The organism is Pseudomonas serboccidentalis, from assembly GCF_028830055.1.
GTDB classification, from domain to species: domain Bacteria; phylum Pseudomonadota; class Gammaproteobacteria; order Pseudomonadales; family Pseudomonadaceae; genus Aquipseudomonas; species Aquipseudomonas serboccidentalis.
In genome coordinates this window covers 5,873,662-5,892,451 of record NZ_CP101655.1, presented here as the reverse complement: position 1 = coordinate 5,892,451, position 18,790 = coordinate 5,873,662, and the positions used below count along the sequence as shown (strand labels likewise).

13 protein-coding genes are annotated in these 18,790 nt (G+C 61.1%); 6 read left to right on the top strand and 7 right to left on the bottom strand.

The genetic code is table 11. The features are described 5' to 3' along the window. Nucleotides 1-285 (bottom strand): DUF6124 family protein (locus NN484_RS26810; RefSeq protein ID WP_274658335.1); only part of this gene is annotated, 285 nt, incomplete at its 3' end. Nucleotides 286-754: 469 nt separating this feature from the next. Here NN484_RS26810 and NN484_RS26805 point away from each other — a divergent pair. Next, entirely contained in the window at nucleotides 755-1,537 is a 783-nt protein-coding gene (locus NN484_RS26805; protein ID WP_215500244.1) for an endonuclease/exonuclease/phosphatase family protein, read from the top strand. 403 nt (nucleotides 1,538-1,940) lie between these two features. Continuing rightward, on the top strand, nucleotides 1,941-3,011 hold the full coding sequence (locus NN484_RS26800; RefSeq protein ID WP_274658334.1) for an autotransporter domain-containing protein: 1,071 nt from the start codon (nucleotides 1,941-1,943) through the stop codon (nucleotides 3,009-3,011). 128 nt (nucleotides 3,012-3,139) lie between these two features. Here NN484_RS26800 and glgB read toward each other — a convergent pair whose 3' ends face one another. The 3 genes from glgB to NN484_RS26785 form a co-directional block, all read right to left on the bottom strand. Beyond that, nucleotides 3,140-5,371 carry a 1,4-alpha-glucan branching protein GlgB gene (glgB, locus tag NN484_RS26795; protein WP_274658333.1) on the bottom strand — a complete coding sequence of 744 codons (2,232 nt, stop codon included), beginning with the start codon at nucleotides 5,369-5,371 and terminating at the stop codon, nucleotides 3,140-3,142. A 2-nt stretch (nucleotides 5,372-5,373) separates the two neighbouring features. Further along, nucleotides 5,374-8,715 (bottom strand): maltose alpha-D-glucosyltransferase, encoded by a 3,342-nt coding sequence (gene treS, locus NN484_RS26790; RefSeq protein ID WP_215500247.1) that lies wholly within the window; start codon nucleotides 8,713-8,715, stop codon nucleotides 5,374-5,376. A 139-nt stretch (nucleotides 8,716-8,854) separates the two neighbouring features. Further along, nucleotides 8,855-10,852 (bottom strand): alpha-1,4-glucan--maltose-1-phosphate maltosyltransferase, encoded by a 1,998-nt coding sequence (locus NN484_RS26785; RefSeq protein WP_274658332.1) that lies wholly within the window; start codon nucleotides 10,850-10,852, stop codon nucleotides 8,855-8,857. Nucleotides 10,853-11,069: 217 nt separating this feature from the next. Here NN484_RS26785 and NN484_RS26780 point away from each other — a divergent pair, with 217 nt between their 5' ends. After that, nucleotides 11,070-11,228 (top strand): hypothetical protein, encoded by a 159-nt coding sequence (locus NN484_RS26780; protein WP_164747810.1) that lies wholly within the window; start codon nucleotides 11,070-11,072, stop codon nucleotides 11,226-11,228. A 102-nt stretch (nucleotides 11,229-11,330) separates the two neighbouring features. Here the strand turns inward: NN484_RS26780 and NN484_RS26775 are convergent, their stop codons facing one another. After that, nucleotides 11,331-11,843, bottom strand: a complete 513-nt coding sequence (locus NN484_RS26775; protein ID WP_127647025.1) for an MgtC/SapB family protein — start codon at nucleotides 11,841-11,843, stop codon at nucleotides 11,331-11,333. 122 nt (nucleotides 11,844-11,965) lie between these two features. Here NN484_RS26775 and NN484_RS26770 point away from each other — a divergent pair, with 122 nt between their 5' ends. From NN484_RS26770 to mapR, 3 genes are all read left to right on the top strand, one after another. Further along, nucleotides 11,966-12,214 (top strand): DUF3203 family protein, encoded by a 249-nt coding sequence (locus tag NN484_RS26770; protein ID WP_274658331.1) that lies wholly within the window; start codon nucleotides 11,966-11,968, stop codon nucleotides 12,212-12,214. 195 nt (nucleotides 12,215-12,409) lie between these two features. Then, nucleotides 12,410-13,840 (top strand): cytochrome c oxidase accessory protein CcoG, encoded by a 1,431-nt coding sequence (gene ccoG, locus NN484_RS26765; protein WP_274658330.1) that lies wholly within the window; start codon nucleotides 12,410-12,412, stop codon nucleotides 13,838-13,840. A 108-nt stretch (nucleotides 13,841-13,948) separates the two neighbouring features. Next, a complete protein-coding gene (gene mapR / locus NN484_RS26760; protein WP_008087199.1) occupies nucleotides 13,949-15,358 on the top strand; it encodes a GntR family transcriptional regulator MpaR in 1,410 nt (469 codons plus the stop codon). 116 nt (nucleotides 15,359-15,474) lie between these two features. Here the strand turns inward: mapR and NN484_RS26755 are convergent, their stop codons facing one another. After that, nucleotides 15,475-16,221, bottom strand: a complete 747-nt coding sequence (locus tag NN484_RS26755; RefSeq protein WP_127647017.1) for an SDR family oxidoreductase — start codon at nucleotides 16,219-16,221, stop codon at nucleotides 15,475-15,477. 251 nt (nucleotides 16,222-16,472) lie between these two features. Next, on the bottom strand, nucleotides 16,473-18,554 hold the full coding sequence (locus tag NN484_RS26750; protein WP_274658329.1) for a putative bifunctional diguanylate cyclase/phosphodiesterase: 2,082 nt from the start codon (nucleotides 18,552-18,554) through the stop codon (nucleotides 16,473-16,475). Between the last annotated feature and the right edge of the window lie 236 nt (nucleotides 18,555-18,790).

Sequence of the window (18,790 nt, the reverse complement as noted above, 5' to 3'; positions counted from 1 at the left end):
GTGTGAGTCGTCGAGCGCGCTGCCGATATCGCGGGCCATGTCGCTGGCGGCGGCTAGTGATTCGCAGGCTTCGACCAGTAGAGTTTCTTCGTCAACGGTCGGGTCGATGAGGAAGATTCTGTTCGATTTGCGTGACGGGGTTGAAGGGATCGATATCTTCAGTGCGCCGGGGTTGAGGTAGAACTTGATGGCGCGGTCGGTCGCTTCTTTTATCTTCTGCGGGTCGAGGGCCGGGTCGTATGGGATCGGGTCGGCGTCTGGGGGGTTGGGTGTGGCTTTGAACATAGATGAAGCTCCGTATCGAGAAACAGGAGCCATCACCCTCGCTACCAAACGATGGGTGGTGGCCATGCGCGGGTTGGTAGACCGGTCGATACGGAACCCGGCGCTCACGAATGAGCCCCACGCATGTCCACCATATATAGCTGAGCCGCAAGAAAGAGGCTGCATAAGGTGATGCCATACGGTCGTACCGAAACGGGCTACCAAACCCGATCACTGATGTTCAGTGACAGGGAAACGATATAGCCCGGCCCATAGCCGTGTAAGCCGGTGGATTCTGGCGTACGCGTAGGTAACGGCGCAAGGCGTTGTAGCCGTTATGGCGTAACGGTTCGTGTACTTTAAACGTGGTTGCGGGTTTGCGTTTATTTCCAAGGTTTGCCCGGTTGTATTGGACTGAGGCATCTGGAAGGAACTGCCCGCCCACAGACCAGTCGCATGAACAGGAAGCCTGTTTTTCAGAGGAGTGAACGTGTCCAGCGATCCCAAGCGTCACGCCGTCGACGCCCCCGTCATTCACCGCCTGCGCGTGCTGACGGTCAATACCCACAAGGGCTTCACTGCCCTCAACCGGCGCTTCATCCTGCCGGAACTGCGCGAAGCGGTGCGCAGTACCTCGGCCGATCTGGTGTTTCTCCAGGAAGTGGTGGGCGAACACGAGCGACATTCCAATCGCTACAACGAATGGCCGCAAACCTCGCAGTACGAATTTCTCGCCGACAGCATGTGGAGCGATTTCGCCTACGGGCGCAATGCGGTCTATCCCGATGGACACCACGGCAATGCCCTGCTGTCGAAGTACCCGATCCGCGAATACCGCAACCTCGACGTGTCGATCACCGGCCCCGAGCGCCGAGGCCTGCTGCACTGTGTACTGGACGTGCCGGGACACGCCGAGGTGCACGCGATCTGCGTGCACCTGAGTCTGCTGGAAAGCCACCGCCAACTGCAGTTGCAACTGCTCTGCCAGTTGCTCGAATCGCTGCCCGACGATGCGCCGGTGATCATTGCCGGTGACTTCAACGACTGGCAACTGCAGGGCAACGTCGCCCTCGCCCGCCGCGACTACCTGCACGAAGCCTTCGAGCGCCACCACGGCCGTCCGGCCAAGACCTACCCGGCACGTTTCCCGCTGCTGCGCCTGGACCGCATTTACCTGCGCAACGCCACCAGCCACGACCCGCAGATCCTCGGCAACAAGCCGTGGACGCATCTGTCGGATCATCTGCCGCTGGCGGTTGAGGTGCATCTGTAAGCACCGACTTCTGTAGCGATATTGACAGCAATGAACGGCGAGCCTCGGTGTCGAACAGGCGAATCCGCATCAGACGCCAGACCAGTAGCCTGGCAGGTAACCGTTCTGTCTCGCTGACAGCGCGGCGTTTACCCCTGCAAACAACAACTTAGATATCTACAGCAAAACAAAAGGTTGCAGCTTCTGATTAAACCTTACCGCTCATCGATCAGTTTCTTGACGCAACAGCCTCACTCTTCTTATCTCTACCTTACTACCCCCGGAATCACTGTCCGGGGCGACCCTTCCGGCACTCGCGAAATCGAGCGACCGCGGTTCGCCCCGCTCCATTCGGTCGCCCCTCGTTCGGGGTAGGAGAGACGCCAGAAAAGAGATCCCGCATGCGCTTGCAAGGTAGACCTCCATGAAAAGCTCATTCACCCCACAAGAGATCAAAGTGACGTTCTGCACAGTGTCGAGTTCGATCCTGCTGTGCTCATCCATGGAGGCGCAAGCCGGTCTTGCAACGGATGAAACCACCCCCTGGTATCGCCAGGATGTGCCCGTTCTGATCCTGCCGGCGACCGTGATCACCCCCGAGCCACAGCGTTTGAGTCCACGCCCCGACCTGCAAGGCGTCAACCTGATCACCGAAGACCTGGCGCCGGCGGCCTGGGATCAGTTGTACGGGCAAAACGCCTGGCAGGCGCAAACCGACGTGCTTTCGCCAAGTTTTGCCACGCCCGGCAGCGGCGACTTCAAAGGCCCGGCGGTGCTCACCGTGCAAACCTCCGGCGGCCACACCCAGACCATCGGCCTGATTGGCGGGCGCAACCAGATCCAGGCCAACAGCGGCGGGCTGCTCAACAGCCGCGCCCTCGCCGACCCGAGCACCGACACCCTCAACCTGCAAGGCCAGAGCCTCGGCGCCTATTATCGCCTGACCGGCGACAAGGGCTGGCATGTCGATCTGACGGCCAGCGGTGGCCGGGTCAGCGGTTTCAGCCGCAACGGCCAAGGCGCACGCCAAGCCACCGAAGGCAGCGCGATGACTTTCTCGGTCGAGGGTGGCTACCCGATCGGCCTGAGCGAGAACTGGGTGGTCGAACCCCAGGCGCAACTGATCAACCAACGCATCACCCTCGACACACCGTACGCAGGTTCCGGCAATGCTTCATCAACCGATCTGTCGGCGTGGAGCGGCCGCGTCGGCGCGCGCCTCAAAGGCAGTTACGATTTGAACGGTCTGCCGGTAGAACCCTACGTGCGCACCAACCTCTGGCACACGGTCTACACCGGCAACACGGTGACCCTGGATCAGGTCGACAAGATCAGCAGCAGCCGCAAATCGTCGACGGTCGAGTTAGGGCTGGGGCTGGTGGCGCGAGTAACGCCTGTCGTCAGCCTGTATGTCAGCGCCGATTACAGCAGTGATGTGGATGACAATGATTTGAACGGGTTGATTGGCAGCGTGGGGGTGCGGATGCGCTGGTGATTTTCGGATCACCCAGGATCACTGTGGGAGCGAGCTTGCTCGCGAAAGCGGCTGAACATTCAACATCATCGTTGACTGACATATCGCCTTCGCGAGCAAGCTCACTCCCACCGGGTTAGCGGTGTCTGTCAGCCCTCCGGCTTGAGAATCAACACCGCCAGCGGCGGCAGGTTCAGTTCCAGCGACAGCCCCTGCCCATGGCTCGGCACCTCTTCGGTGAACGCCCCGCCGCCATTGCCATAGTTGGAGCCGGCATAGGTGTCGGCATCGCTGTTGAGCAACTCGGTCCAGCGCCCGGCAAACGGCACGCCAACGCGGTACGACTGGCGCGGCACCGGGGTGAAGTTAGCCACCACCAGCACCGGTTTGCCGTCCTTGCTCCAGCGCAGCCACGCATACACGCTGTTGATCGCGTCATCGCCAATCAGCCACTGGAAACCCTGCGGCGCATCGTCCTGATCGTGCAGCGCCGGTTCGTCGCGGTACAGACGATTGAGGTCGCCGACCAGTTTCTGCACGCCTTTGTGCTCGGAGTATTGCAGCAGGTACCAGTCCAGTTGCTGATCGTGATTCCACTCGCGCCACTGGCCGAACTCGCAGCCCATGAACAACAGCTTCTTGCCCGGATGGGTCCACATGAAGCTCAGGTAGGCGCGCAGGTTGGCGAACTTCTGCCAGCGATCGCCGGGCATCTTGTCGATCAGCGAATGCTTGCCGTGCACCACTTCGTCGTGGGAAATGGGCAGGATGAAGCGCTCGGACCAGGCGTAAACCAGGCCAAAACTCAGTTCGTTGTGGTGGTGTGCGCGGTACACCGGATCCTGCTGGATGTAGTGCAGCGAGTCGTGCATCCAGCCCATGTTCCATTTGTAGGCAAAACCGAGGCCGCCCTGCTGGGTACTCTGGCTGACGCCCGGCCATGCCGTGGATTCTTCGGCGATCACCAGCGCCCCCGGGGCTTCCAGCTCGACGACGTCATTCAAGTGCCGCAGGAAATCGATGGCTTCGAGGTTTTCCCGGCCACCGTGGCGGTTCGGCACCCATTCGCCGGCCTTGCGCGAATAGTCGCGATAGAGCATCGAGGCCACCGCGTCGACCCGCAGGCCATCGACGTGAAAATGCTTCAGCCAGTGCAGCGCCGACGCCAGCATGTAGCCGTGCACCTCGGTGCGTCCGAGGTTGTAGATCAGCGTGTCCCAGTCCTGATGGAAACCTTCCAGCGGATTGCCGTACTCGTACAACGCCGTGCCGTCGAACTGCGCCAAACCGTGGGTATCGGTGGGGAAATGCGCCGGCACCCAGTCGAGAATCACCCCGATATCGGCGCGGTGACAGGCGTTGACGAAATCGCCGAACTGCTCCGGTGTGCCGTAACGCGCACTCGGAGCGAATTGCGAGAGCAATTGATAGCCCCACGAACCACCGAACGGGTGTTCCATGATCGGCATCAGCTCGATGTGGGTGAACCCCAGTTCCTTGACGTAAGGAATCAGCCGTTCGGCCAGCTCCGGCCAAGTGTACTGACGGGCGACTTCGCCCAGATCGTCGAGCTCGCACTGCCACGATCCGGCGTGCAGCTCGTAGATCGACAGTGGCTGCGAATGCTGTTGCCGCTCGCGACGGCTGCTCATCCAGTCCTGATCTTGCCAGTTGATCTGCAGCGGCGCGGCGACTTTCGACGCGGTGTCCGGTGGCAGGCTGGTGGCCAGCGCCATCGGGTCAGCCTTCAGCGGCAGGATGCCGTGGGCGCCGAGGATCTCGTACTTGTACAACTCGCCCGCTTGCAGGCGCGGAATGAACAGCTCCCAGACCCCGGACGGATGCCGCAGGCGCATCGGATGGCGGCGACCGTCCCACACGTTGAAATCGCCGACCACCGAAACGCGTCGGGCATTCGGCGCCCACACGGCAAAACGTACACCGTCGACACCATCGACCGTGGTCAGTTGCGCGCCGAGGCAGCTGCTGAGGTCGCGGTGATTGCCTTCGGCGAACAGATACAGGTCCATTTCCCCCAGCAACTGGCCAAATCTGTAGGGATCTTCCGCCACCTGCTCGCCCCCGGCCCAGCGCGTGCGCAGCAGATACGGCCGCGCCTGGGCGAAGTGCCCGACAAACAGTCCTGGGGTTTCGGTGGCGGTCAGTTCGCCGCGTTCTTCACCGCTGTCCTTGTCCAGCACTTCAACCTTCAACGCACCGGGCAGATAGGCACGGATGAATTGCCCGCCAGCACCATCGCCGTGCGGGCCGAGAATGGAAAACGGGTCGTGGTGTTCGGCGCGCACCAGGGCGTCGATGTCCTGCGCCGCCGGCAACAATGCCTCTTTGGCGTGACCCTGTTCCTTGTTCGAGAAACTCATGACTACTCTCCACCAAGATCGGAAAAGGGTTTAAGCCCCGTCAATAACCCATACAAACCGTGCAACGGCACGGGCAGCCACGTGGGGCGATTTTCGGCTTCATAGGCCACTTCATAGGCCGCCTTCTCCAGGCCGAACAGCGCAAGCGCAGCGTCGGCACCCGCAGGATCCTGCCAGGCATGATCAAGACTAGCTGCCGCCCGGCGATATGCCTGCACAAATGCTTCACGCGCCTCACGCAAGTAGCGCTCGGCGACGCGATGCCGCGCCGCTTCCGACTCCGGACTGTGATCGACGTTGTGTACGTTGATGGTCATCGCTGCGGCGTAATCGAAGGAACGCAACACCCCGCTGACGTCCTTGTACGGACTGTGTTTGCCGCGCCGTTCGTGCAGCGGCCGCGCCGGCTCACCCTCGAAATCGATCAGGTAGGCATCGCCCTTGATCACCAGCACCTGGCCCAGATGCAGGTCACCGTGGACGCGAATGCGCAACCCGCCGACAGCCTGTTTCGCCAGGTCCTGCACATGACCGAGGATGACCTTTTTGTTGTCCAGCAGGCGTGTGACCCGTTTCTGATCCGCCGCGCCCAACTGGCCCTGATGCTGCTTGAGCAGCTTCAGCGCATGCTCGACCTGCGCCGCAACGTCCTTGCCAGTGGCTAACGCGTCCTTGGCACTGGTGGTTTGCGGAGCGAAGTCCGGGTTGTCGTTCGGCGCCGCCAGCATCTGGTGCATTTCCCCCAGACGCTGGCCGAGCATGCCGGCAAAGTCCTTCAGTTCACCGAGGGCGTTGTAATGCTGCTCCTGCTCGGACATGGCGTCGGCCAGCTCATCGCGCAGCGCCCGTTCGAGGTTGTTCTGCGTCCACTCCCAGGCATCGCCCTGATTGCTCAGGTAGCCTTGGGCGATCATCAGCAGGTTGTCTTCGCCGTTGGCATCGCGGCGGATCACCGAGCCCAGCAGTGGCGAGATGTTCTGGAAACCGGCCTCGGTCAGGTAGGCGCTCATTTCCAGTTCCGGGTGCACACCGGAGGCGACTTTGCGGATCAGCTTCAGCACCAGGCTGTTGCCGATCACCACCGAGCTGTTCGATTGCTCGGCCGACAGATAGCGCACTTCCGATTCGGCGCCGAGGCCAAGCTTCTCCAGCTGCGCGGTCGGCGCGAAACGAATCTCGCCTTCTTCGGAATTCAGCACGGTGTTGTTCTGCATGCCCTCAAGCACCGCGCGGACGAACGCTTCAAGGCTGAACGCGTCGGTGATCAGCCCGACCTGGCGGCCACGCCGGACCCGGGACAACGCCAGCTGCTGCGGCAGTGCCGGGCCGACCTGATCTTCGGAGATGAAGCCGAACGGCAGTTGATAACGGCTGGTCTGCCCGGCGCTGGTGACCTCGACCTCACTGAGCAACACGGGATGCTGCGCATCGCCGAAACGCACACCGTAAGCCAGATGCACTTGTTCGATGGCCGCGTCCTTACCGGCGAACCAGCGGCGATTCTGCAACCAGCTCGGCAAGATGCCCTGCTCCAGGGTGTTGCGGGTTGGCGCTTCGAGCAGTTCTTCCATGCGTTTTTTCAGCACCAGCGTGGTGAAGTCCGGCAGGCTCTGCGCCGGTTCCACGTGCCAGCTCGGCATCTGGTTTTCCGTGGCCAGAGCGAACCAGTAGAAACCGTACGGCGCCAGGGTCAGGAGGAAATTCAACTGGCCGATCGGCGGGAACGCGTTACCGCCGAGCATCTCCACCGGGACCATGCCGACATACGCCGACAGATCGAGCTCCGCCGCTTGCGCGCTGCGCGACACGTTGGCCACGCAGAGGATGATCTCGTGCTTGCCGTCGACGTCGGTGAATTCACGGGTGTAGGCCAGAATCCGCCGGTTGCTCGGCGAGAGCATCTTCAGCGTACCGCGCCCGAAGGCCTTGGACTGCTTGCGCACGGCGAGCATGCGTCGGGTCCAGTTGAGCAGCGAATGCGGGTCGCCGGCCTGGGTTTCGACGTTGACCGACAGATAGCCGTATTGCGGGTCCATGATCGGCGGCAGCACCAGGCTCGCCGGGTCGGCGCGGGAGAAACCGCCGTTGCGGTCGATCGACCATTGCATCGGGGTCCGCACGCCATCGCGGTCGCCGAGGTAGATGTTGTCGCCCATGCCGATTTCATCGCCGTAATACAGGGTCGGCGTGCCGGGCATCGACAGCAGCAGGCTGTTGAGCAGTTCGACCCGGCGGCGGTCACGCTCCATCAACGGCGCCAGACGCCGACGAATGCCGAGATTGATCCGCGCGCGGCGGTCTGCGGCGTAGTAGTTCCACAGGTAGTCGCGCTCCTTGTCGGTGACCATCTCCAGCGTCAACTCGTCGTGGTTGCGCAGGAAGATTGCCCACTGGCAATTGGCGGGAATTTCCGGGGTCTGGCGCAAAATGTCGGTGATCGGGAAGCGGTCTTCCTGCGCCAGCGCCATGTACATGCGCGGCATCAGCGGAAAGTGAAACGCCATGTGGCATTCGTCACCATTGACGCCGGCGGCATCGGTGTCGCCGAAGTACAGCTGGGTGTCTTCCGGCCATTGGTTGGCCTCGGCCAGCAGCATGCGGTCGGGGTAATTAGCGTCGATTTCGGCACGGATCTGCTTGAGGACGTCGTGGGTCTCCGGCAGGTTTTCGTTGTTGGTGCCGTCGCGCTCGATCAGGTACGGAATGGCGTCGAGGCGCAGGCCGTCGATGCCCATGTCCAGCCAGTAGCGCATCACCGACAGCACCGCTTTCATCACCTGCGGGTTGTCGAAATTCAGGTCGGGCTGGTGCGAATAGAAACGGTGCCAGAAGTACTGGCCGGCAACCGGATCCCAGGTCCAGTTGGACTTTTCGGTGTCGAGAAAAATGATCCGGGTGCCGTCGTATTTCTGGTCGTCATCCGACCACACGTAAAAGTCCCGCGCCGCCGAGCCGGGTTTGGCCTTGCGCGCACGCTGGAACCACGGGTGCTGGTCGGAGGTGTGGTTGATGACCAGTTCGGTGATCACCCGCAAACCACGCTTGTGCGCCTCGGCGATAAAACGCCTGGCATCGGCCATCGTCCCATAGTCGCTGTGCACGCCACGGTATTCAGCGATGTCGTAACCGTCGTCGCGGCGTGGCGAGGGGTAGAACGGCAGCAGCCAGATGGTGTTGACGCCGAGTTCGGCGATGTAATCGAGTTTGGCGATCAGCCCGGGAAAGTCGCCGATCCCGTCGTTGTTGGAGTCGAAAAAGGATTTGACGTGAACCTGATAAATCACCGCATCCTTGTACCAGAGCGGGTCTTTGATGAAGGTGGCTGCCTTGGGTTTCTTCGCCATGTGAAACTCCTGAAAAATTCTGTTCGATTCCTGTGTAGGAGCTGCCGAAGGCTGCGATCTTTTGATCTTGCTTTTAAAAATCAAAGGCAAAAGATCGCAGCCTTCGGCAGCTCCTACAGAGGAGGAGTTGTGCAATGCTTTAGGCGGCCGTAATCCGCCAGATCCCGAACGGCTGATACGCCGGGTCAATGCGCATGAACTGATATTTGCCATGCCAGTCCCAGCGATGCCCGTTCATCAAATCCTCGCCGTGGGTCGTCGCGTCGTCCGGCAGGCCCATTTCCCACAGCGGCAACTCGAAGTTCGCCTCCTGCACGTTGTGCGGATCAAGGCTCACCGCCACCAGGATGAAGTTGCTGCCGTCGAAGCTGCGCTTGCCGAAGTACAGAATGTTGTCGTTCCAGGCGTTGTAGACCTTCAGCCCCAGGTGCGTGTGCAGCGCCGGGTTCTGCCGGCGGATGCGGTTGAGCTGGGCGATTTCGGCAATGATGTTGCCCGGTGCATTGAAGTCGCGAACACGGATCTCGTACTTTTCCGAATCGAGGTATTCCTCCTTGCCCGGCACCGGTGCCGATTCGCACAGTTCATATCCTGAATACATGCCCCACAGACCCGAGCCCATGGTTGCCAGCGCCGCGCGGATGAGAAACCCCGGGCGCCCGGATTCATGCAGGAACGCCGGGTTGATGTCCGGCGTATTGACGAAGAAGTTCGGCCGATAGCACTCGCGCCACGGCGATTGATTGAGCTCGGTGAAATACGTCGCCAGCTCGTCCTTGGTATTGCGCCAGGTGAAATAGGTGTAGCTCTGGCTGTAACCGACCTTGCCGAGGCGCGCCATCATCGCCGGCGTGGTGAAGGCTTCGGCGAGGAAGATCACTTGCGGGTGCAGCGCCCGCACATCGGCGATCAGCCATTGCCAGAACGGCAGCGGCTTGGTGTGCGGATTGTCGACGCGAAACATCTTCACGCCTTCCTCGACCCAGCCGACCACGATGTCACGCAGTTCGACCCACAGGCTGGGGATCGCGTCCGGCGCATAGAAGTCGACATTGACGATGTCCTGATACTTCTTCGGCGGGTTCTCCGCGTATTTGATCGTGCCGTCCGGCCGCCAGTTGAACCAACCCGGGTGCTGCTTGAGCCACGGGTGATCCTGAGAACACTGGATGGCGAAATCGAGGGCGATTTCCAGGCCGTGCTCGGCGGCGGCCGCCACCAGTCGACGAAAATCTTCGCGGGTCCCGAGCTGCGAGTGAATCGCCTCATGGCCACCCTCCTCGCTGCCGATGGCATAAGGGCTGCCCGGATCATCCGGCCCGGCCGTCAGGGAATTATTGCGACCCTTTCGGTGAGCGCGACCGATCGGATGGATCGGGGTGAAATACAACACGTCAAAGCCCATGTCCTGAATCATCGGCAACCGTGCATGCACGTCGTTAAAGGTGCCGTGGCGGTTGGGATCGTCGGTGATCGAGCGGGGAAACAGCTCGTACCAACTGGCGAACTCGGCCAGTTCCCGTTCGACATCCATCGGGAATTCGGCGCTCAGGCTCAGGTAGGCGCGGTGATCGGCCTGCGCCATCAATTGCGCACTGCGCCGGTGCAGAAACAACGCCACCTGCTCGGTTTCAAGCAGGCCGGACAGTTCGTGATGCAGCGCCGCGAGTTGTTCGCTGAGCTGCCCATCGCTGCGCTCGGCAGCCTGTAGCACCATGCTCCGGCCTTCCTGCAGTTCCAGTGAAACCGGGACGGCTGCGTTGTGCTTTTTCTCCAGTTCGTACTGGAAACTGGCGAAGTGGTCGATCCAGGCCTCGACGCAATACAGATAGCGCCCCGGACGCTCGGGACGAAAACGCCCTTCCCAGCTGTTATTGCCCAACTCCTGCATGACCTCGCTTTGCCAGGTCTCTTCGCCCTCCGCGCGCCAGCGGATGCGCACGGCCAGTTTGTCGTGGCCGTCGGCAAAGACCTTGCTGGTGACGATCACTTCACGATCGACGATCGACTTGACGGCAAACTGCCCGCCATCAAGGGTCGGCATGGTGTTTTCGATCACGATGCGCGGCAGCAACAATGCTTGCGACAGCGGCATGTGCGGGTTGTAGCTCTGCTCTGAAGGTTTTTCAGCAGACATCGAGCATCTCTCCTTTACGCCCCAAGGACGCTCTTGTGCCGGATCCGCGTTCACAAAGAGGCACCGGCCCCGACATGAACTCACTTAGGTTCCGAGCGACCGGCGCGGGGAAAAGTTCACAGGGATTTGCCTGGGCAAAAAAGCGGATCGAAATCGCCACGAGGTGGTCAATCCACTTAAGCACTTCTCACGCCATGTGCCACACGGAGGTCTACAGATGAACATCCCGATCCCGGCGGAAACGCCTGATCCGAACATCGACAAACCCACCCTGCCCGAGACCGAGCCGCCACCGATTCCCGACGAAGAACCGCCAGGCACCACGCCGCCGCCGAAGGAAGAGCCACCGACAACAATGCCCCCGGTCATCGTCTAAGCAGCGCGCCCCTCTGTAGGAGCTGCCGAAGGCTGCGATCTTTGCTTTTCAAGATCAAAAAATCGCAGCCTTCGGCAGCTCCTACAGGGTGTGTGCGGTGTGTTACAGGTGTTGGTTTTTCTCGTCGTCTTTCTCGAACAGCCGGACGACCCGTGGCATCACGCTGAAAATTCCCAGCGCCAGCAACGTGCTGAGCAGCGCCGTCGCCTCTTTGCCCAACCCGGCCGCCACGCCGATCGCCGCCGTCATCCACAATCCCGCCGCCGTGGTCAGCCCTTTGACATGCCCTTCATCGCCCTCCTGATTCTTCAGGATCGTCCCGGCGCCGAGAAAACCGATCCCGGCGATCACCCCCTGCAGCACCCGGCTCATGGCATCGGATTCGGCCCCGGAGGTCTGCGGCACCAGCACAAACAGTGCGGCCCCCAGCGCCACCAGCATGTGCGTGCGCACCCCGGCGGCCTTGCCCTTGTGCTCGCGTTCGAAACCCAGAATCCCGCCGAGCACCGCCGCCATCAGCAGGCGCACGGTGATGCGCGTCAGTTGCGACGCATCGCCGATGTCGGCGAACTCCGCTTGCAGCGTTACCCACACTTCATGCCACCAGGCGTCCATCGCTCCATCCCTTCTTATACGTGGTTAGTCGATGGACAGCGCCGACCATTAATCGGTTGCGTCGAACGATCACCCGGCGCTGCGTCCTAACCCTGTAGATACCCCCGAAAAAGGACAGCCTCATGCCCGTTCGAATCGATGAATCCAATCCCGAATCAAAAGTGTGTTTTTTCACCGTCGAAAATGGCGAGGAAATTCGCATCTGCGACACCCTGGAAGTCAAAACAGATAGTGAAAAATCCATGTCGTTCGTGGAAATCGAAGGCCGGCGCGTTTACGTCACCGAAGCCGAAGCCGATGGATTGACCGTCGCAGGTGCCAAGGACGGACGTAAGCACCTGAAGGCTGACGAGAGTGATTCGGTGATTTGACTGACCCTGATCAACACCCGGCGCAGACGCCTGCGATAGGCGTTTGCGCCGGCGTCTGCGGGCTGCTTCAAGTTGTCGCAGGGCGGGCGCAGAAAGCCATCTGATACGCTTTTTATTCAAATAGCTGAGTCTGTTATGCAAACAGATCGGCGCTCATAGTTCATCCGCCTGATGGAGGCTGATGAGCGAACGACCATGAGCGAACAAATCCCCGTCCGAACCGTAGAAGCAAGCCCCACCATAAAAAATGTGCCTGGTCGCCCGATGAAGGCGAAGGCCGGCTCCACCGACAATCACATCCACACCCGCAGCTTCACCGGCCTGTTCCGCACCCTGCGCATGAGCGGCGCGGGGTTTCTGTTTTTGCTGTTTTTCGGCACCGTGTGGTTGAACTGGGGTGGCCGTCAGGCAGTGCTGTGGGACCTGGCCGAAAGCAAATTCCACATCTTCGGCGCGACGTTCTGGCCACAGGATTTCATCCTGCTCTCGGCGCTGTTGATCATTGCTGCGTTCGGTCTGTTCGCCATCACCGTGTTTGCGGGCCGCGTCTGGTGCGGTTACACCTGCCCGCAGAGCTCGTGGACGTGGATTTTCATGTGGTGCGAGAAGGTCACCGAAGGCGAGCGCAACCAGCGCATCAAACTGCAAGCGGCGCCGTGGGGCCTGAACAAACTGGCCCGGCGCGCGGCCAAGCACACGCTGTGGCTGGCGATCAGCGTGATGACCGGGCTGACCTTCGTTGGCTATTTCACGCCGATTCGTCCGCTGGCTGAAGAACTGTTCACTCTGCAAATCGGCGGCGTCAGCCTGTTCTGGGTGCTGTTCTTCACCGCCGCCACCTACATCAATGCCGGTTGGCTGCGCGAAGCGGTGTGCATCCACATGTGTCCGTATGCGCGGTTCCAGAGCGTGATGTTCGACAAGGACACCCTGGCGATTTCCTACGACGTGGCCCGTGGCGAAAACCGTGGCCCGCGCAAACGCGATGTGAAGCCTGCCGAAGCCGGACTGGGCGATTGCATCGATTGCCAGTTGTGCGTACAGGTCTGCCCGACCGGCATCGACATCCGCGACGGCCTGCAAATGGAATGCATCGGCTGCGCCGCGTGCATCGACGCCTGCGACTCGATCATGGACAAAATGAACTACCCGCGTGGCCTGATTCGCTACAGTTCCGAGCGCGAATTGCAGGGCGGCAAGACGCACCTGCTGCGGCCACGGCTGATCGGTTACGTTGCGGTGCTGCTGGTGATGATCGGCGCGCTGGCGCTGGCCTTGGTCGAACGGCCAATGGTCTCGCTGGACGTGACCAAGGATCGCGGGCTGTTCCGTGAGAACGGTCAGGGCCAGATCGAGAACATCTACACCCTCAAGGTCATCAACAAGACCCAGCAACGCCAGGCCTACAACCTCAGCCTGGTGGATGGCGAGGGTTTCCAGTTGCAGGGCAAAACCGAACTGAGCCTGGCGCCGGGTGAGATTGTCGATGTGCCGGTGTCGGTGGCGATGACCACGGAACGCCCGGCCAGCAGCTCGCAGACCTTGAGTTTCAAGATTGCCGACAGCGACGAGCCTGAGGTTTATAGCGTGGCAAAAAGCAGGTTTGTGGCGCCGATGAATCGCTGAGCCTTTAAGATGCAGTCCTCTTTCACTGACGACGCAATACCTGTGGCGAGGGGGCTTGCCCCCTCGCCACAATGCATACTCACGAATCACTTACTAACCGGGCAACCGATGAAACGCTACGAAAAATTCGCCGACGACATCGCTGAACTGATCCGCTCCGGCGTCCTCGGCCCCGGGCAGCGGGTGCCGTCGGTGCGCTACGCCAGCCAGACCTACGGCGTCAGCCCGTCCACGGTGTTCCAGGCCTATTACCTGCTGGAACGTCGCGGCCTGATCCGTGCCCGGCCGCGCTCCGGCTACTTCGTCAACACCCACGCGCCGAGTCCGTTTTCGGAGCCGGTGATCAGCAGCCACGTCAACGATTCCACCGAAGTCGATGTCAGCGAACTGGTGTTCTCGGTCCTCGAATCGATCAAGGACCCGAGCACCGTGCCCTTCGGCTCCGCATTCCCCAGCCCGACCCTGTTCCCGCTGCAACGCCTGTCGCGCTCGCTGGCCAGCGCGGCACGGGAGATGGATCCGCGCATGGTGGTCACCGACATGTCGCCGGGCAACCCGCAACTGCGCCGGCAAATTGCCCTGCGTTACATGGTCGGCGGGCTGATGCTGCCGATGGAGGAACTGCTGATCACCAACGGCGCCCTCGAAGCGCTGAACCTGTGCCTGCAAGCCGTGACCGAACCGGGTGATCTGGTGGCCATCGAAGCCCCGGCGTTCTACGCCAGCCTGCAAGTACTGGAGCGACTGAAACTCAAAGCCGTGGAAATCCCCGTGCACCCGCGTGACGGCATCGACCTTGGCGTGCTCGCGCAGACGCTGGAACGGCACCCGATCAAGGCCTGCTGGTGCATGACCAGTTTCCAGAACCCGATGGGCGCGACCATGCCCGAGGCGAAGAAACAGGAACTGGTTGAACTGCTGCGCCGGCATCAGGTGCCGCTGATCGAAGACGACGTCTATGCCGAACTCTATTACGGCCAGCAAGCGCCGAAACCGGCCAAGGCCTTCGACACCGAAGGGCTGGTGATGCACTGCGGTTCGTTCGCCAAGAGCCTGGCCCCCGGCTACCGCATCGGCTGGGTCGCCGCCGGGCGCTATGCGCAGAAAATCGAACGACTGAAACTGATGACCTCGCTGTGCGCCTCGATGCCAGCGCAAGCGGCAATCGCCGACTACCTGCAACACGGCGGCTACGATCGCCACCTGCGCAAACTGCGCTACGCCCTGGAAGAACAGCAAAGCGCGATGCTCGCAGCGATCGCCCGCTACTTCCCGGCGCAGACCCGGGTCAGTCAGCCGGCGGGCGGCTATTTCCTGTGGCTGGAACTGCCGCCGCAGATGGATTCATTGAAGTTGTTTCAGATGGCATTGGCGCAAGGCATCAGCATTGCGCCGGGGCCGATCTTCTCACCGACCCAGCGGTTCAGGAACTGTATCCGCTTGAATTACGGCAGCCCGTGGACCGAGGATTCAGAGAAGGCGATGGAAACGTTGGGGCGGATTGTGCGGTCGTTCTGACCGTTCTGTGTTGTTTGAACTAGCGCTATCGCGAGCAGGCTCACTCCTGCATTTGAAATGCGTTCACCTGTAGGAGTGAGCCTGCTCGCGATGTGGCCTGTCCAGACACCGTTGAATTAACGGCCGCCGCCCAGATCAATGAACGTCCCCGTCGCATATGAAGCCTTGTCCGACAGCAACCAGACAATCGCCTCCGCCACCTCATCCGGCCGGCCGCCCCGGGCCATCGGGATCGCCGACTCGAGTTTGCTGACCCGATCCGGATCGCCGCTCAACGCATGGAAATCGGTGTAGATGTAGCCCGGACGCACCGCATTAACGCGAATTCCCTCACCCGCCACTTCCTTGGACAAACCGATGGTGAAGGTGTCGAGCGCGCCTTTGGAGGCGGCGTAGTCGACGTATTCGTTGGGCGACCCCAGACGTGCGGCGACCGACGACACGTTGACGATGCTGCCGCCCTGCCCGCCGTGTTTGGGCGACATGCGCAGGATCGCGTGCTTGGCGCAGAGGATCGGCGCCAATACGTTGGTTTTCATGATTTTGAGGATGCGGAATTCGGACATTTCCTCGACCCGCGATTTGTGTCCAACGGTGCCGGCGTTGTTCACCAGCGCGGTGACCCGACCGAGTTCGGTGTCGACCCGGTGAAACAGCGCGATCACTTCGTCTTCGATACTGACATCGGCGCGCACGGCAATGGCTTGCGCCCCCAGCGCCCGCACTTGCTCCAGCACACTTTGTGCGGCCTGTTCATCCGACTGATAGTTGATGCAGATCCGATAGCCCTGCCCGGCAGCCAACAGCGCCGTAGCGGCGCCGATTCCGCGCCCGCCGCCGGTGATCACAATGACTTTATCCATGCTGGCCCTTCCCCCAAAATGCACACGTAACAGTCGGGTGGAAGAATAACCGTCATTCACGGGTTTTGCATGGGCTGTGTCAAAGGCTTGAGCGCTCACGCAGTTTCGACGTTGCAGTGCCTTTGTGGCTAGGGAGCTTGCTCCCGCTGGCCTGCGCAGCAGGCCCATGTTTTAAAAGAGGGGTAGCTTCGCGACCCAACGGGAGCAAGCTCCCTCGCCACAGATTTTTCTGGCCTCGGCTCAGTGTGGAGTCAGACCACCGCCTGTTGCTCAACCCGCGCAATATCCTGCATGAATTTTTCCGCTGGCATCGGATGCCCCAGCAGATAACCCTGCAAAGAATCACACCCCAGTTCAGTCAGAAACGCCTGCTGCACACCGGTCTCGACACCTTCAGCAACAATGCGCAATCCAAGCGCCTGCCCCAACGCGACAATCGCCGAGACAATCGCCGCATCGTCGCTGTCATGCTCCAGATCCCGGACAAACCCACGATCAATCTTCAGCTCGTTGGCCGGCAACCGCTTGAGGTACATCAGGCTCGAATAGCCGGTGCCGAAGTCGTCGATCGACAGGTCGACGCCCATGTCCGACAACTCCTGCAACACGGTCATGCTCGCATCGGCGTCGCTCATGGCGGTGGTTTCAGTGATTTCCAGGGTCAGGCTGTTGGCCGGCAAATGGTGCGTCGCCAGCGCCTTGGCCACGCTCTGCACCAGCCCCGCGTGGCAGAACTGCAGCGCCGACAGGTTCACCGCGATGCGCCACTCGGTGTAGCCGAGCACGTACCATTCGCGCATCTGCCGGCAGGCCTCGTTGAGCACCCATTCGCCGATGGCGATGATCACGCCGGTCTTCTCCGCCAGATCGATGAACTTGTCCGGCAGCAACATGCCCTGGGTCGGGTGCTGCCAGCGCAGGAGCGCTTCGGCGCCAACCGGACGGCCGTTGGCGGCATCGAACTTGGGTTGGTAATGCAGGCAGAACTGATTGTGCTCCAGCGCCGCACGCAGGTCTTGCAACAGTTGCAGTTGCTTGCGCGCGTTGTTGTTCATCGATGCGTCGAAAAAACTGTAACCGTTTTTGCCGCCGCCCTTGGCGTGATACATCGCCGCGTCGGCGTTCCTCAACAGCTCCTGAGCACTCTGACCATTGCCGGGGTACAAGGCGATGCCGACACTGGCGGAAATCTGCAAATCGTGTTCGGCCACCCGAAACGACTGGCCGATCAAGCCGACCTGGCGGGCAGCCAGGCTCAGGGCATCGTTGGGTTCGTTCAGACGCACCAACAGCACGAATTCATCGCCGCCGATCCGTGCCAGCGTGTCCTGACTGCGCAAGTCCTCGCGCAGACGGGCCCCGACTTCGCGCAGCAACTGGTCTCCCATGTGATGACCGAAAGCATCGTTGACCGGTTTGAAACCGTCCAGATCGATGAACATCAGCGCAAAACACCCACCCTGCTCCTCGACTTTATTCATCGCCTGATTGATCCGGTCGTCCAGCAGCATGCGGTTCGGCAGGCCGGTCAAGGTGTCGTGCAGCGCCAGTTGGGTCAGCTCGCGGTTGGCCAGGGTCAGCGAATGCGCCAGATCGGCCGTACGCGTTTCGAGGCGAGCATCGAGGATCGACGTCAGCAAGGCGATCGACAACACCGCCAGCGTGGTGATCAGCACCAGACTGTCGAGGCCGTTGCCCTTCAGCCCGTTGAGCGTTGCGCCGCAGAAACTGCCATCGGGAAACTGCGCAGCAGCCATGCCGGTGTAGTGCATGCCGACGATGGCAATGCCCATGATCACCGCCGCGCCACCGCGAATCAGGCGTACATAAGGCGAGTGCTGGCGCAAGCGAAAAGCAATCCACAAGGCTGCCGCCGAGGCCCCGATCGCGATCAGCAGTGACGCGCCGAACAGCGTCGGGTCGTAATCGATCCCCGGGGTCATGCGCAACGCTGCCATGCCGGTGTAATGCATCGTGCTGATCCCGGCGCCCATGATCAAGGCGCCAAACGCCAATTGCAGAATCGGTAGCTTCGGCTGGCTGACCAACCACAGGGCAAACCCGCAGGACAGCACCGCGATCAACAGCGACAACGCGGTGATCGAAGTGTCGTAACCGAGGGTGATCGGCAGTTTGAACGCGAGCATGCCGATAAAGTGCATCGACCACACGCCGACGCCCATCGCCAGTGCGCCGCCCGCGGTCCAGAAATGCACTGCGCGCCCACGGGCGGTGGCGATGCGCCCGGTCAGATCAAGCGCCGTATACGACGCCAGAATCGCCACGCACAGCGAAATGAAAACCAGAGTGAAGGAATAATTACCGATGAGCATGGGGATTCTCGCAGCCACCCGCGCCGTACTGCGTCCATTCTCGGCCGGGAAAATGCGGCGATTGTACTGATTGCGCAGAAGAACGCACTGACAAAGTAATCATTTTGCCATCAAGCCGATGAAACGCTTGTTTGATCGCTCTGCAAGGCTCTGAAACAGCCTTCACAGGCTACTCAAATACCCTGTAGGAGCTGCGGCACGCTGCGATCTTTTGACTTTGCTTTTGAAGATCAAGA